General features: G+C 74.3%; 11 protein-coding genes and 1 pseudogene. 7 read left to right on the top strand and 5 right to left on the bottom strand.

Features of this window, described 5'->3' with window-relative positions:
• Nucleotides 1-15 precede the first annotated feature (15 nt).
• The gene (locus ACJ5H2_RS20360) at nucleotides 16-1,698 is read left to right on the top strand and encodes a LuxR C-terminal-related transcriptional regulator (protein ID WP_408897259.1); all 1,683 of its coding nucleotides are present in this window, start codon (nucleotides 16-18) and stop codon (nucleotides 1,696-1,698) included.
• Nucleotides 1,699-1,713: 15 nt separating this feature from the next.
• Here the strand turns inward: ACJ5H2_RS20360 and ACJ5H2_RS20355 are convergent, their stop codons facing one another.
• From ACJ5H2_RS20355 to ACJ5H2_RS20340, 4 genes and pseudogenes are all read right to left on the bottom strand, one after another.
• Nucleotides 1,714-3,390 carry a LuxR C-terminal-related transcriptional regulator gene (locus ACJ5H2_RS20355; RefSeq protein WP_408897258.1) on the bottom strand — a complete coding sequence of 559 codons (1,677 nt, stop codon included), beginning with the start codon at nucleotides 3,388-3,390 and terminating at the stop codon, nucleotides 1,714-1,716.
• Nucleotides 3,391-3,458: 68 nt separating this feature from the next.
• A complete protein-coding gene (locus ACJ5H2_RS20350; RefSeq protein WP_408899656.1) occupies nucleotides 3,459-4,175 on the bottom strand; it encodes an HAD family hydrolase in 717 nt (238 codons plus the stop codon).
• Nucleotides 4,153-5,127 (bottom strand): ATP-grasp domain-containing protein, encoded by a 975-nt coding sequence (locus ACJ5H2_RS20345; protein WP_408897257.1) that lies wholly within the window; start codon nucleotides 5,125-5,127, stop codon nucleotides 4,153-4,155. Before ACJ5H2_RS20345 ends, ACJ5H2_RS20350 begins: the two co-directional genes overlap by 23 nt.
• Nucleotides 5,128-5,137: 10 nt before the next feature.
• Nucleotides 5,138-6,621: pseudogene (locus tag ACJ5H2_RS20340) on the bottom strand (polysaccharide biosynthesis protein).
• Between the two features lie 686 nt (nucleotides 6,622-7,307).
• On the opposite strand from ACJ5H2_RS20340, the gene ACJ5H2_RS20335 reads away from it, so the two are divergent.
• Nucleotides 7,308-8,432: an LCP family protein gene (locus ACJ5H2_RS20335; RefSeq protein ID WP_408897256.1), complete on the top strand. Its 1,125-nt coding sequence runs from the start codon at nucleotides 7,308-7,310 to the stop codon at nucleotides 8,430-8,432.
• A gap of 34 nt (nucleotides 8,433-8,466) precedes the next feature.
• Nucleotides 8,467-8,997 carry a hypothetical protein gene (locus ACJ5H2_RS20330; RefSeq protein WP_408897255.1) on the top strand — a complete coding sequence of 177 codons (531 nt, stop codon included), beginning with the start codon at nucleotides 8,467-8,469 and terminating at the stop codon, nucleotides 8,995-8,997.
• Between the two features lie 13 nt (nucleotides 8,998-9,010).
• On the opposite strand, the gene ACJ5H2_RS20325 is transcribed toward ACJ5H2_RS20330, so the two are convergent.
• Entirely contained in the window at nucleotides 9,011-9,586 is a 576-nt protein-coding gene (locus ACJ5H2_RS20325; protein WP_408897254.1) for a TetR/AcrR family transcriptional regulator, read from the bottom strand.
• A gap of 108 nt (nucleotides 9,587-9,694) precedes the next feature.
• On the opposite strand from ACJ5H2_RS20325, the gene ACJ5H2_RS20320 reads away from it, so the two are divergent.
• The 4 genes from ACJ5H2_RS20320 to ACJ5H2_RS20305 are packed head-to-tail and all read left to right on the top strand — an operon-like array spanning nucleotide 9,695 to nucleotide 15,223.
• Entirely contained in the window at nucleotides 9,695-11,254 is a 1,560-nt protein-coding gene (locus tag ACJ5H2_RS20320) for a carboxyl transferase domain-containing protein (protein ID WP_408897253.1), read from the top strand.
• A gap of 5 nt (nucleotides 11,255-11,259) precedes the next feature.
• A complete protein-coding gene (locus tag ACJ5H2_RS20315; RefSeq protein WP_408897252.1) occupies nucleotides 11,260-13,080 on the top strand; it encodes a biotin carboxylase N-terminal domain-containing protein in 1,821 nt (606 codons plus the stop codon).
• Nucleotides 13,077-14,024, top strand: coding sequence for a hydroxymethylglutaryl-CoA lyase (locus ACJ5H2_RS20310; protein WP_408897251.1), 948 nt, complete (start codon nucleotides 13,077-13,079; stop codon nucleotides 14,022-14,024). The genes ACJ5H2_RS20315 and ACJ5H2_RS20310 overlap by 4 nt, the downstream gene beginning before the upstream one ends.
• Nucleotides 14,025-14,044: 20 nt before the next feature.
• On the top strand, nucleotides 14,045-15,223 hold the full coding sequence (locus tag ACJ5H2_RS20305) for a hypothetical protein (protein ID WP_408897250.1): 1,179 nt from the start codon (nucleotides 14,045-14,047) through the stop codon (nucleotides 15,221-15,223).
• Nucleotides 15,224-15,256 lie beyond the last annotated feature (33 nt).

The following is a 15,256-nucleotide window of genomic DNA, read 5'->3' as shown; positions in this document are numbered from 1 at the left end:
CGCACGGGCAGGACGATGACGGGGGATGAGCAGCGAGCCGAGGGCGTCGCGCTGAGCGAGGTCGGCGGCTGGGAGCCGTTGGCGGACGGGCCGCACGTCGACGAGGCACGCGCCTACCTGGACGAGCACCCGGGGCCGGTGGACCTGCCCGTCGCGCACCCGCTGTTGCCGCGCGTGGCCTGCGTGCTCGCCCGGCAGGGCCGCACCGAGGAGGCGGTCTCGGTGGTCGCGGCTCTGCGCGGGCTCGGCCTCGACCTCGATGACGACGACGACCGGGAGCGGGTCCAGCACGTCGCCGATCTCGTGGCGCTGCGCATCTGGGCCGCGTGGTTCGAGCAGCGCACCGACGAGGAGGCCGTGCACGCGGCCCGGCGCCTGCTCGCGCCGAGCGCGAGCCTCGCCCTGGACTCCCCTCGGCTCGCCAGTCTGCGGCTGGCGCTGACGGTGGGGCTGTTCTGGAGCCGGGAGGTCGGCGAGAGGGCGGTGCTGCACGAGATCGCGCTCCACCTCAACCACCTGCGCTCGCAGGCGGCCCTCCTCGGGAACGGTGCTCTCGAGGCCTCGGCGCTCGCACGTCTCGCGCTCCTCCAGGTGCCCTCGGCGGACGTCGAGGCCGGAGCGAGGCTCGCCGCCGCCGCACTCTCCCGGATCGCGCGGATGGACGGTGACGCCGCGCCGTCCGCGGCCATGTCGTACTGGCACTTCCTCGCGCGTGCCGTCGAGCAGTGGGCGTGTCACTTCCAGGGTCGTCCCACCGACGCCGAGGCGATCGCTGCGCTCGAGGAGGGGATGGCGCGCTTCGCCTTCGACCCCGTCGCCGCGACGGTGGCCGGGACGGTGGTCGCCGCCCATCTCGCCCACGACGGGAGGGTCCGGGAGGCACGCAGCCTGCTCGGCGCGGTGCTGGCCGACCGGCGCTTCGACGATCTGGGCGTGTGGCGGCTCCGGCCGCTGGTCACCGACGGCTACCTGGCCGCGACGAGCGGCGACGCGGTCCGGGTCCAGGAGCGCGTGGTCGACCTGACCCAGGCGGGGGCGCCCGGCGAAGCCCTGCTTCTCCGCGCGACGCAGCTGGTCGCGGACGGCGAGAACGCGGCCGCGCTGACCGCTCTGCGGGGGGTGACCGAGCGGCAGGTCCGGTCGTCGGGGATGACCTTCGCCTCGGCGTGCGTCCTCGAGGCGATGCTGCTCGAGCAGTCCGGTCAGCCGGCGCTCGCCGACCGCAGCGTCCGGCAGGCGCTCGGGGCGACCGAGCCCATCGGCGCGCGCCGCCTGTTCGCGATGCACGACCTCCCGGTCATGACACGCCTCGTGCAGCGGGCGGCGGAGGGACGCCCCCAGGACGCGTGGGCACACGAGGTCCTCGAGTTCCTCCACGACGCGCTGAGTGCCGGCCTCCGCCCGGCGCCCATCGCCGTCCGGCCGCGGACCCGCGCCCAGGGCGCCGGCGGCCCCGACGGGCTCCCGGCGGCGGAGCCCTCCGTCCGCACCAACCCCTCCCCCCTGACCGAGCGAGAGCTCCAGGTCCTCGGGCTGGTCAACGCGGGTGCCAGCCAGGCACAGATGGCGCAGGAGCTCTATGTCTCCCTCAACACCATCAAGACCCACCTGCGCTCGATCCGGCAGAAGCTCGGCGTCGCCCGCACCGGCGAGGCCGCGGCCGTCGCCCGCAGCGCGGGCTGGCTCGAGCCCTCGTAGGCCGCGGCGGTCGGGTCACCTCGCCTCGGGCGGCAGCCAGCCGGCGCTGCGCGCGATCGCAACCGCCTGGCTGGTGCGCTCGGCGCCGAGCTTGTGCCGGATCGAGCGCAGGTGGGTCTTGACCGTGCTCATCGAGACGCTGAGCTCGCGGCCGATCTGGGCGGAGCCTGCGCCGGTGGCCAACAGCGCGAGCACCTGGCCTTCCCGCTCGGTCAGCGGTGACGGGCTGGTGCTCGGCGCCGCGGCGGTGCTCGCGTCGGGCTCGTCGGGCGGCCCCGGCATCTGGATGCGTTGCGGGGGATCGGTGCGCGCGACCTCCCGCTCGAGATGGGCGAGGACCTCTCCGGTCCACCGGTCGGCGGTACGGCGGGCGGCCGTCCGGCGCAGGATCGGCATCATGACGTGGGGGTCGTGGGCGGCGAAGATGCGGCGCGCGCCGAGCGGCTCGGCCGTGCCCAGCGCCTGCTGGATGCTCGCGTCGGCGCGGTCCGGCTGGCCGGTCTGCTCGAAGAGCATCGCCTCGAGGGCACAGGCGACGGGGTAGGTGAGTCCGGTGGAGCGCGCCTGCCCGCCGGTGACGCCGTGCAGGGTCGTGAGCGCGCCGGTGACATCTCCCGCGGCGGCGAGGCGGACGGCGCGCACGAGGAGCTGCTCGCCCGGTGCTCCCGCCCGCAGGAGATCCTCCTCGCGCGCCCGGACGCGGCGTACGTCGCCGCTCGCGATGGCCAGGTAGGCATCCGCGACCAGGGGGAACAGCCGCCACACGCCGAGACCTTCGAAGCGCGGGTCGTTGACCAGCGCGTTGAGGAGACTGCGCGCGTGGGGCATCGCGCCGCTCTGTGAGTGGGCGAGGGCGACGACAGTGGTGGCGACGGTCCAGGTGACGGCGTCGGAGGCGTAGAGCGGGAGCGAGCGCTCCACGTCGGCGAGCGCGCGAGCATCGGTGGCGTCGCCCTGGAAGTACGCGGCCCACTGATGGACGGCGGTGGCGACGAACTGCCAGTACGGCAGGTCGCGTGGCGCGTGCTCCGGCGAGCCTGTCGGCCTCCGGTGGTGGTCGAGCAGACCCTGGGACAACGCCGCTCCGGACAGCCGTCGGGCCGCCTCGAGGTCTCCCGAGGGCAGGTGCATCAGGGCCAGGGCGGCGAGGCTGGTGACCTCCAGGGGGACCAGGCCGAGAAGGGTCGCCTGGACGCGTGCCACCGTGAGGTAGCCACGGGCCTCGCTCAGCTGGACCTCGCTCACCTCGGGCTCGCGGTGCAGCGCCTCGGCCAGCCACAGGCGCACGAGCGCGAGGCGTCGTGGGTCGAGCGGGGTGCGGTCGAGCTCGGCGAGCACGGCGCGGGCCGCGTCCCGGGCGTCGGGGTCCTGGTCACCGCCGACCCTGGCGAGCCAGAGCCGAGCCGTCACGATGTCCGCCAGATGCTGAGCCGAGCGCGCGCCGTGGGCCCCGCCCACCGCGAGGGGGATGCCCTTCAACGACGTCGCGACGGCGATGGCCGCCTCCAGCTCGCCGCGGTCCGCCAGGAGATAGGCCGCGTGCGGGGTCCGCGGGTCGGTCGCGTCCAGCGCGGCCGGCTCGGTGGAGGCCAGCAGACCCTCCGCCTCGGCCACCTGCGCGGCCGACAGCATCACCGACCAGGGCCCGCGTCGCGGACGCGGGCTCGCGCTCGCCTGCTGCTGGGAACTCATGGCGCGGTGAACACCTGCATCTGAGGAACGTAGGACATCGCCTGTCCCACGAGTGTGGAACGTCCAGGCTACCGGTGTCGCGGCGCCTCGGCAGCAGCTGCGGTCGGGCCGGCCGCGACCACCACGATCTCCTCGAAGGAGTCGACCACGTGGTCGGGCCGGGGATCGGGGTGGGGGTGTTGGGGATGGATGTGCCGTCCGGTGTCGCGCAGGCACACGGAGCGCCAGCCGAGCCGGGCCGGGACGACGAAGTCCTTGGCGGTGTTGTCCGCGATGCACACGAAGCGCTTTCCGGGATGGCGCTCCTCGAGCAGGCGATAGCTGCGCGCGTCGGGCTTCCCCACGCCGACCTCCTCGGAGATGACCAGGTCGGTGAGATACCGGGTCAGCCCGAGGGCGCGCACCTTGTTCCGCTGGGTGATGCTGCGCCCGTCGGTGAGCAGGCTGACGCCCGCTCCCAGCGCGACGACGTCGTCGAGGAACCGGCGTACCCCCGGTCCGGGCGCGATGTCCGGGTCGTGGGTGCGGTAGCACCGCAGCATCGCCGCCACGCTGACGTGCACGCCGTGCGCCGCGAGGTGCTCGGCCGCCCAGGCGAAGGCGTTCTGTCCGGCCTGGTAGCGCTCCCACATGGCGGGAAGCAGACCCGGGCCGACCGAGGGAGCCCGCTCGCCCAGCGCCCGGGCGACCGCGCGGAAGCCCGAGGCCACGAAGTCGATCTCGGGGTACAGCGTGTCGTCGAGGTCCAGGACGAGCTGGGTGTCAGGGCCGACCGGCAGCCGCATCACGGATGACCTCGTCGTCGTAGCGGAGCATGAGCAGCTGGTCGCGCCAGTCGTCGTACGGCGCCACGGGCAGGTCCCGGACGTACTCGTCGAGGATCCACCGCGGGTAGTTGGCGCCGGCGTGGTAGCTGAGCGGATAGCCCCCGCCGAAGCGCGCGTTGACCTCGATGCCCACGATCCGCCCTCCGACGGGATCCAGGAAGAACTGTGCGGTCAGGCAGCCGGCGGCCCCCTCGACCCGCGCCATCCGCTCGGCGAGGAAGGGCACGAGCGCGTTGCGGCTGGTGACGGCCTTGCTGACCTCCCCGGCCCGGACCTGGAGTCGACGGCGTGGCACGAGGCAGCGCAGCTCGTGCTGCCGGTCGTAGTACAGGTCGACGGTGTGCTCCTCGTAGTGCTCACCGTCGAGGTACTCCATGAACATCAGGCGCTCCTCGTCCCGCCGCGCGTGCCGGAGGTCCTCCGGGTCGCGGATGACCGCCGCTCCGGCGGACCGGCTGCCGTCGTACGGCTTGACGAACAACGGGAAGGTCGGGGCGGACGGGTCCACCGGCGCCGGCACCTCGATGCCGCGCTCCCGGAAGAAGGCGCTGGTGAGCCGCTTGTCCCGGCAGGTCGCGACCAGCTCGGGAGAGGAGACCACGACCTGGACCCCGGCGTCGGCGAAGCGCTGCCGCGCGCGGGCCAAGGGCAGCAGCTCGGTGTCGATGGTCGGCACGACGACCGCCACCTGTCGCCGTACGCACTCCGCGACCAGCACGTCGGCGTACTCCGGCGCGTCGGCCCGGGGCACGGCGAAGGTCCCGTCGGCGACCTGGCAGGCGGGACTCCACTCCGGCCGGTGGTCGCAGGTGAGCACCTGTCCCTCGGGGTCGATCCGGGCCAGCTCCTGTCGGAAGGCACGCACCAGCGAGACGCGCTGTCCCGCCGACGTGACGAGCACCCGCGTCACGGCAGCGACCTCATGCGCCCACCGGCTTGCGGTCGACGGGCACGGTCGGACCCAGGCGGGACGGGCGCGACACAGGCGCGCTCACCCGTGCGCACAGCTCGGCCAGGCGCGCGGTGAGCCGGCGCGGGTCCTCCCGGACGTCGATCCGGTAGACGGCCTCGCGGGCCAGGGGCGGCACCGGGACCTGGGAGACGAGGGGATGGCGAGGCCTGGTGTCCTGCTCGCCCTGTGCCAGCAGGTTCTCGTGGAGCTTCTCGCCCGGACGCAACCCGGTGAACTCGACCGGGACGGTCGTGCTGGCCATGTCCATCATCTGCTCGGCCACGTCCAGGATGCGCACCGGCTCGCCCATGTCGAGGACCAGCACCTCGCCGCGGTCGCCGATCGCCGCGGCCTGCACGACGAGCTGCACCGCCTCGGGGATGGTCATGAAGTAGCGCGTGACGTCCGGGTGCGTCACCGTCACCGGGCCACCTGCGGCGATCTGGCTGGCGAAGGTGGACAGGACCGAGCCGCGGCTGCCCAGGACGTTGCCGAAGCGGACCGAGAGGTAGACGCCCTCCGCCTCGAGGGCGACGTCGGCGGTCAGGCACTCGGCCAGCCGCTTGCTGTAGCCCAGCACGCAGGTCGGGTCGGCGGCCTTGTCGGTCGAGACGTTGACGAAGCGCTCGACCCCCGCGGCCACCGCCGCGTCGAGGACGCTCAGGGTGCCCCAGACGTTGGTCTGGACGGCCTCGCCCGGGTACTGCTCCAGCATCGGGAGGTGCTTGAGGCGGCGGCGTGGAAGACCACCTCCGGGCGGCGCTCCTCGAAGATCTGGACCAGTCCGGCGCGGTCGCGGATGTCGGCGAGCACCACGTCCGCGGTGTCCAGCAGCGCCCGGCCCTCCAGGGAGAGCTGGACCGCGTGCAGCGCGGACTCGTCGCGGTCGAGCATGATCAGCTCACTCGGCGCGAACTGCCGGATCTGGCGGCACAGCTCGGACCCGATCGACCCGCCGGCCCCGGTGACCAGGACCCGCTTGCCGGTGAGATAGCCGGCGATGCTGGCGACGTCGGTGTCGATCACCTGGCGGCCGAGCAGGTCCTCCACCCGGATGTCGCGCAGCTCGCGGATGTCCGTCAGTCCCGAGGGCAGGTCGGTGATCGCCGGCAGCAGCTTGACCTGCAGCCCGGCGTCCCTCGCCGCCGACGCCCAGGACCGCAGCCGCGCGGGGGGTGCCTCCGGCGCGGCGATCACCACGGCCTGCCCGCCCGTCTGGCGCGCGACGCGAGCGAGGTCGTCGGTGTGGCCGAGCACGGGCACGCCACGCAGACGCAGGTGCTTGCGCCGCGGGTCGTCGTCGAGGAGTCCGACCGGCCGCCACCCCGTGTCATGGCTCGCGAGCATCGCCTCCACGACCGCGCGGCCCGAGGGGCCGGCGCCGACGATGAGGACCGGGGTGGCCTGCCACCGCGCCGAGCGCTCCTGGCGTCGCTCGATGGAGCGCCGCATGCCGGCTCGGAGGCTCGCCGTCAGCGCGAGGGTCAGGCAGGCCGCCGCGAGCGGCACCGATCGGGGCAGGAAGGGCTCGAGGACGACCACGCTGAAGGCCGTCAGCGCCGTACCGGCACCGAGCACCGTCGACCCGAGGAGGAAGGCCTCGTCGAGGCTGCCCAGAGGAGCTCGCCCGCGGTACAGGTGCGTGCCGGCGCCCAGCAGGACGTGCAGGACTCCGGTGGCAGCGCCCGCGGCGAGGACGAAGGGCCACTCGACGCTCGACGCCGCGCCCACGCTGGAGAGCCGGAGACCGCAGAACGCGGCGACCGCCAGCACCCACGCCGTCAGGTCGAGCACGACCAGGCTCGCCACCACACGGGCTCGGCCGAGGCGCATCCGATCCATCGTTCCCCCCTCACGACACGTCCTCGCGGGATCGCGAGGAACGGAGACGGCAGCGGGCCGGGACCCAGGCCCACGCCGGCCCGCCGCCGGGGCCCGGTCGCACCGAGGCCCAACGACGTGGACCCCGAACGGCCGCGGACCTGACAGTCGCCGTGTCCGGTCGGCGTGTCCGCGCTCCGGCGTCAGGTCTGGACGCCGTGCTGGTCCAACCTGGGCGTGGACATCTCCAGCGGCGTCGTGGCGCGAGCCGGCCGCGAACCCGCCCGGCCGCGGCGGGGCCACTCGCGAGGTCTGCGGTGAGCGCGGGACCGGACCTCGCGAGCGGATCGGCGCAGGACACCGGGGGCGAGGACTTCCTCGGCTCGGCGTTCGCGAGCGCGCGGCCCGCGGCCTCCGACCGGCGCTGGATGCGCCGGCTGTTCGCGATCGTGGTCGTCGTGCTGGTCGTGCTGGCCGGCGTCGTCGCCGGGATGGTCGTCTACACCGACCGTCAGCTCGGCGACATCTCGCGCTTCCCCCTCGACGTCGACCGGCCCGACCGGCCGCCGGCGACGGGCGGGCGCGCGCTGAACCTGCTCGTCGCGGCCGTCGACGACCCGGACGGGGCCGAGCGCGGTCCGTCGGTCTACGAGGAGCTGGCGTCGCGCGGGTGGACGCCCGGGCTGTTCCGCAGCGACGCGATCATGGTTCTGCACCTTCCCGCCGACCGCAGGTCGGCGCAGCTGGTGTCGATCCCACGCGACTCCTACGTGGCGGTGCCCGGACACGGCCGGACCAAGATCAACGCGGCCTTCTCCTACGGCGGTCCGCGCCTGCTGGCGCGCACCGTGGAGGACCTCACGGGCGTGCGGATCGACCATGCGGTCGTCATCGGGCTCACCGGGCTGTCCCGGGTGGCCGACATCGTCGGCGGGGTCGAGCTGCACCTGCCGGAGGACACCCGCAGCCCGATCGACGGCAGCACGTGGCCGGCCGGAACCCGCCGCCTCGACGGCGCCGAGGCCCTGGCCTATGTCCGGGAGCGGCACTCGCTGCGCCGCGGCGACTTCAGCAGGATCCAGCGCCAGCAGAACTTCCTGCGCGCCCTCTTCGCGCAGGTGGCCGGCAGTGGGACGCTCACCAGCCCGCACCGGCTCGTCGAGCTGGTGGGTCAGCTGTCCACCACCATCGCGGTCGACGCAGGGATGACCAACGGCGTGATGCGACGGCTCGCGCTGCAGAGCAGGCACCTGCGCGCCGACGACCTCACGTTCGCGACGGTCCCGGTGACCGGCACGCCGACCATCGACGGGGCCAGCGTCGTCACCCTCGACCGTCCCGCCACCCGGTCCATGTTCGCGGCGCTCGCCGAGGACCGTCTCGGACGCTGGCTGCGCACGCACACGACGGACACGCTGCCGCCCCCCGAGGAGGTCGAATGAGTCCCGCATCCCGTTCGAGCGCGAGGGAGTCGTCGTGCACCGTCCGCTGACCCGCGCCCTCGTCCTGCTCCTCCTCGGGGCACTCGTCGCGGTGACGGTGTTCGTGGTCGTCACCCGCCGCTCCGCGCCCGAGCCGTACCAGTCCGCGGTCGTGCCCTCCCCGGCACCGAGCTCGTCGGCACCCGCAGCCCCGCTGCCCGCCGGGCGTCGTACCTGGCGGGCAGCCGGTGAGGCGTACGCCGCGGCGCTGACCGACCGCAGCGGCGGGCTCGACCGCTGGCTCGCCCGGCTGCGTCCCCTGCTCACCGAGGAGCTGTGGACCAGCTACCGCGACACCAGGCTGTCCCGGCTTCCCCAGGGACGTCTCGTCCGGCTCGACCTCGAGCGCCGGGCGCCCGGTGCCGGGGGTGCTCCGCCCTCCGTGCACGCCGTGATCCACTGGGACGAGGGCACCGCGGCCGATGTCTACCTCCACAAGCTCGCGGGCCGCTGGCTCGTGGCCCACGCCGGCCAGGTCGTGGACCGGCCCTCGGAGGGCGCCGGGACCGGGAGCGACGCGCCGTGACGCGCGCGACCGGCTAGGAGGAGCTCACGCCGAGTGCCGCCAGCGCCATGGAGCCCAGCAGCTCGCGCAGGACCGGGTCGGGAATGCCGTGGCCGGCGCGCGGGGTGGAGTTGAGCAGCCCGAACGCGGCCTGCGCGGCGGCGTGGGCTCGTGCGCCGTCCAGGTCGTGGCGCAGGGCGCGCAGCTGGTCGGCCCACAGGCCGACGTACGAGCGCTGCAGGCGGCGGACCTGCTCCCGCGCGTCCTTCGGGAGGGACTCCCAGTCGCGGTCCTGGACGATGATGAGCGGGCGGTGGCCGAGGGCGAACTCGACGTGCCAGTCCACCAGGCCGCGCAGCGCGTCGGCCGGGTCGCCGCCCGCAGCGGCCACGCGTTCCCGGCCGACCTCGAGCAGCCGCTCGCTGATCGAGGTGAGCATCTCGGCGAGCATCGCCTGCTTCGACGCGAAGTGCTTGTAGAGAGCGGGCCCCGAGATGCCGCACGCGGCGCCGAGGTCGGCGACGGAGACGCCGTGGAAGCCCCGCGCGGCGAACAGGTCGGCGGCGGTGGCCAGGATCTGCTCGCGGCGGGTCGGTTCGGTCACGGTCACCCCCGAAGGCTAGGCCACCCGGCGCGCCGCGTCCGCGCGATGGACGCCGCGCATCGGTCGGGGGAAGAGGGCTTTACAGATCAGGTTAACGATCGTTAACCTGATCGGGTGTCCGAGACTCCCGAGCCCTCCCTCCGCGACCTGGCCGCCGACCTGCGCGCGCGCCTGGCCCGCGTCCGCCGGGGTGGAAGCGAGGCGGCCCGCGCCAAGCACACCGACCGCGGCAAGCTCCTCCCGCGCGACCGGGTCGACCGGCTCCTCGACCCCGGCAGCCCCTTCCTCGAGCTGGCTCCGCTGGCGGCCTACGGGATGTACGGCAAGCCCGGCGCCGACCCCGAGAGCAGCGAGTACGCCGTCCCCGCGGCGGGTGTCGTCGCCGGGATCGGCCGGGTGGAGGGCCGCCTGGCCATGGTCGTCGCCAACGACGCGACGGTGAAGGGCGGCACCTACTACCCGATGACGGTCAAGAAGCACCTGCGGGCGCAGACCGTCGCCGCCGAGAACCGGCTGCCCTGCATCTACCTCGTCGACTCCGGCGGCGCCTTCCTTCCCCTGCAGGACGAGGTCTTCCCCGACAAGGAGCACTTCGGCCGCATCTTCTTCAACCAGGCCAACATGTCGGCGCGCGGGATCCCGCAGCTCGCCGCCGTGATGGGCTCGTGCACGGCGGGCGGGGCCTACGTCCCGGCGATGTCGGACGAGACCGTGATCGTCAAGGACCAGGGCACGATCTTCCTGGGCGGACCGCCCCTGGTGAAGGCCGCCACCGGCGAGGTCGTCAGTGCCGAGGACCTCGGCGGCGGCGACGTGCACGCCCGGCGGTCCGGGGTCGTCGACCATCTCGCCGACGACGACGCGCACGCGCTGCGGATCCTGCGCGGGATCGTCGACACCCTTCCCGCGCCGGAGCCGACGCCCGCCGCCGAGGTCGAGGAGCCGCACGAGCCGCCGGAGAGCATCTACGACGTCGTGCCGGCCAGCACCCGCACGCCGTACGACGTCCGCGAGGTGATCCGGCGCCTGGTCGACGGCAGCCGGCTGCAGGAGTTCAAGCAGCTGTACGGCGACACCCTGGTCTGCGGCTTCGCCCGCATCCACGGCCGGCCGGTCGGCATCGTGGCGAACAACGGGATCCTCTTCTCCGAGAGCGCGCTCAAGGGGGCGCACTTCGTGGAGCTGTGCAACCAGCGCGGCATCCCGCTGCTGTTCCTGCAGAACATCTCCGGCTTCATGGTCGGGCGCGAGTACGAGAACCGCGGGATCGCCCGCGACGGCGCCAAGCTGGTCACCGCGGTCGCGTGCTCGGTCGTGCCCAAGCTGACGGTCGTGATCGGCGGCTCCTTCGGGGCCGGCAACTACGGCATGTGCGGTCGCGCGTACGACCCGCGCTTCCTGTGGATGTGGCCCAATGCGCGGATCTCGGTCATGGGCGGCGAGCAGGCGGCCAACGTGCTCGCGACGGTCGCCGGCCGCGAGGACGACGAGGAGTTCAAGCAGCCGATCAAGGACCAGTACGAGACCCAGGGCTCGCCCTACTACGCCTCGGCCCGCCTGTGGGACGACGGCGTCATCGACCCGGCGGACACCCGTCGGGTGCTCGGCATGGCGCTCGAGGTCGTGTCCGCGGTGCCCACGCCCGCCCCCTCCTACGGCATCTTCAGGATGTGATCGAGATGACCGAGATCCGCTCCGTCCTCGTGGCCAACCGCGGCGAGATCGCCCGGCGCGTCTTCCGCACCTGCCGCGAGCTCGGCATCCGCGCCATCGCCGTGCACACCGACGTCGACGCCGGCGCACTGCACGTGCGCGACGCCGACGTCGCCCTCCGCGTCCCGAGCTATCTCGATGCCGACGCGGTGCTCGCCGCGGCGAAGGAGGCCGGAGCCGACGCCATCCATCCCGGCTACGGCTTCCTCTCCGAGAACGCCTCGTTCGCGGCATCCGTCACCGGTGCCGGCATCGCCTGGATCGGCCCCCGTCCCGAGGTGATCGAGCAGATGGGACGCAAGGACGCGGCCCGCGAGCTCGCGGTCGCGGCCGGCGTGCCGGTGGTGCCGTCGTACGACCTCGCCGACGACCCGGCGGGCTTCGCCTATCCGGTGCTCGTGAAGGCCGCTGCTGGCGGCGGCGGCAAGGGGATGCGGGTCGTGCGCTCTCCCGAGGAGCTGGACGCGGCCGTTGCCGCGGCCCGGCGCGAGGCCGCCGGCGCCTTCGGCGACGACACCATGCTGGTGGAGAAGTACGTCGAGCGCGGACGCCACATCGAGGTCCAGGTGCTCGGCGACAGCCACGGCAACGTCGTCCACCTCGGCACCCGCGAGTGCTCGGTCCAGCGCCGTCACCAGAAGGTGCTCGAGGAGGCGCCGGCGCCCGCGCTCGACGAGGGGCTGCGCGAGCGCATCCACTCCTCCGCCGTCGCGCTCTCCGCCTCGGTGGGCTACGAGAACGCCGGCACGATCGAGTACCTGCTCGACACGAGCACCGGCGAGTTCTACTTCCTGGAGATGAACACCCGGCTGCAGGTCGAGCACCCGGTGACCGAGATCCACGCCGGGGTCGACCTCGTGGCCTGCCAGATCGCCGTCGCGGCGGGCGATCCGCTGCCGTTCGACCAGGCGGGGGTGCGCTTCGGCAGGCACGCCATCGAGGCGCGCATCTACGCCGAGGACGCCTTCGGCGGCTTCCTCCCGCAGGCCGGTACGGCGACCGCGGTGGTGTGGCCCGCGCAGGCCCGGGTGGACCACGCGCTTGAGTCCGGACAGGTCGTGAGCACGTCGTACGACCCGATGCTCGGCAAGGTGATCGTCTCCGGTCGCGACCGCGAGAGCGCGCGCCGTGCCCTCGTCGCGGCGCTGGACGACACCGCGATCCTCGGGCTGACCACCAACACCGGCTTCCTGCGGGTGCTCGCCGCGGGGGAGGAGTTCGCCGTCCCGGGCGGCATCGACACCGCCTGGCTCGACCGTCACGACGTCCCACCTCCGGACCCGGCGCCGGCGCGCGCGATCGCCGCACGGCTCTGGCTCGACGCCCACGCCACCGCGTCCGGCCCCTTCGCCGCCGATGGCTTCCGGATGGGCGGTCCGGCCGCGCCGGTCGTGGTGGAGTTCGAGGATGGTGACGTGGTGCTGCCGGGTGCCGGAGTGAGCGGAGTGAGCGCCCACACCACCCCCCACCACGTCGAGCTGGCCCACCAGGGCCAGCGCTACCTCTTCCGCCGCCCCGACGCGAGTGCCGACCACGGCGCCGCGGCCGGTGACGGCACCGTCCTCGCGCCGATGCCGGGAACGGTCCTCGACGTCCGCGTCGCGGTCGGTGACACCGTGTCGGAGGGTGACGTCCTCGGCGTCGTGGAGGCGATGAAGATGGAGCTGGCCCTGAAGGCGCCGTACGCCGGCACGGTCACCGCGGTCGGCGCGGCGACGGGGCAGCAGGTCGCCCTGGGCGCCGAGCTCTTCGCCGTCCAGCGCGACACCGAGGAGGGAGCGGCATGAGCGCCCTCCCCATGGTCGTCCCCGAGCCCGGCCTTCCCTCGGCGGTCACGATCTACGAGGTCGGCCCGCGCGACGGGCTGCAGAACGAGGCAGCCGTCGTCCCGACCGAGGTCAAGGCGGCCTTCGTGCGACGACTGCTCGCCGCCGGGCTCCCGGTGGTCGAGGCGACCAGCTTCGTGCACCCGCGGTGGGTGCCGCAGCTGGCCGACGCCGCCGACCTGATGACCGGCCTGACGGCCGAGCTCGGCGACGCCGCACGCCAGCTGCCGGTGCTGGTGCCCAACCGGCGTGGCCTCGACCGCGCCGCCGAGCTCGGCCTGCGCCACGTGGCCGTGTTCGCCTCGGCGACCGAGACCTTCGCGAGCCGGAACCTCAACCGGACGCTCGACTCGCAGTTCGAGATGTTCGCGCCCACCGTCGCCGCCGCGCTGGAGGCCGGGATGGACGTGCGCGGCTACGTCTCGATGTGCTTCGGCGACCCGTGGGAGGGTGCGGTTCCCGCCGACCAGGTCGTCGCGGTGGGCAGGCGACTCCTCGACCTCGGCGTCGGACAGCTCAGCCTCGGCGACACCATCGGCGTGGCGACCGCCGGCCAGGTCAAGGCCCTCGTCGCGGCCTTCGCGGAGGCGGGCGTGGGCCCGGACCGGCTGGCCCTGCACTTCCACGACACCTATGGCCAGGCGCTCACGAACGTCCACGCCGGCCTGCAGTCCGGCGTCACGACGTACGACGCCTCGGCGGGCGGCCTCGGCGGCTGCCCCTACGCCCAGAGCGCGACCGGCAACCTCGCCACCGAGGACCTGGTCTGGTTCCTGACCGGGCTCGGCATCGAGCACGGTGTCGATCTCGACGCCGTCGTGGCGACGAGCACCTGGATGGCCGGCCAGCTCGGGCGGCCGAGCCCGTCGGCCGTCGTACGGGCCCTCGGTTCCGGCGACTCCTGACGCCCCTCTACCGTGGGACCATGACGGGTCGGGGGCGGGCGTGGGGCTGGGTGGCCGCGTTGCGGGCCGGGTCGACGACGACATGGCTGGACTGGCCGGACGACGGGTCCGGTGAGGCCGACCCGCTCGGCCCCGAGCTCCCGGGCGCGCAGCAGCTCGCGCTCCTGCGCCGGCTCAACGTCCATGCCGCCGCGGCCGGGCGGACCGTCCCCGTCGCGACGGCCGACCGGATCCTGAGCGCCGGCGTCTCCGGTCGCGGCCGCAGCGAGCTGGCCCTGGTCGGCGTCGACGAGCGCGGCCCGTCCGGACAGTTCGGGCCGCCGCCCGTCGACCCCGACGCCCTGGCCGACGACGAGCTGCTGCGCGTCGCCAGCGCCCTCATCGCCGACGACGTGGCCGCGACCGCTGCGCTGCCGCGCCCCGAGCCCACGCTGGCCGAGCGGGTCCGGGCGGTGCGCCGGCCGTGGGTGCGCTCCTTCGTCGTGGTCGGGATGCCCTGGCGGGCCGACGCCGTGCGCGCCGACCTGACCGCGCACGGACATCGTCCGGGTGGGCGGCGCCCGACGGCGTACCTGCTGGCCGACGACCTCGAGACCGTCCTCGTCCAGGCCTGGACCGCCCGCTGCTTCGACCAGGGCGGCGCGACCTGGCGGGGCTTCGTGCGCGCCAATGCCGGGGCGGGCAACCTCCCGCCGCGCGCCGACCTGGCGCGGATGGCCCGCTCCGCGGCCTACAAGTACGGCGCCGACCGCGTCCGCGTCGTCCTCGACGACGCGCTGCTGGCCGCCGAGCTCGGGGTCCCGCGCCTCGGTGGTCCGCCCCGGCTCGGCGCGCACGCCGTCGACCTCGTGCGCCGCGTCGGCGAGCCGCTCGGACTGCTGGTGCCCTCGGCCGAGCGCCCGGCACTCCTGCGGGCGACCCTCGGCGAGCGCCTCGACGGCCTCGGCGGACGTCCGCCGAGCCTGCCGCCGCGCTGGGACGTGTGGCTGCGCACGCAGGCCGAGCGCACCCGCCACGAGCTCGCCGCCGCTCGCTACCCTGTGCTCGGCGATCTCGACCGGCTGCTCCCGCGCTCCCTCGGGCAGGACCCCTCGGGCCCGGTGGCCCCGGTCGACGCCGAGGTGCTGGCCCTCGCGCTGGGGCTGCTCCTCGACCCCGTGCAGGCGCGCTCTCGGACCCAGGCCAAGGAGGAAGCGTGACCCACCCCGCAGCGCCCTGCGGCTCCTTCGCTG

It is taken from the genome of Nocardioides pymetrozini (genome assembly GCF_046058985.1).
Taxonomy (GTDB): domain Bacteria; phylum Actinomycetota; class Actinomycetes; order Propionibacteriales; family Nocardioidaceae; genus Nocardioides.
The sequence above is the reverse complement of the archived record's forward strand: the minus strand, read 5'-3'. Positions and strand labels throughout refer to the sequence as shown.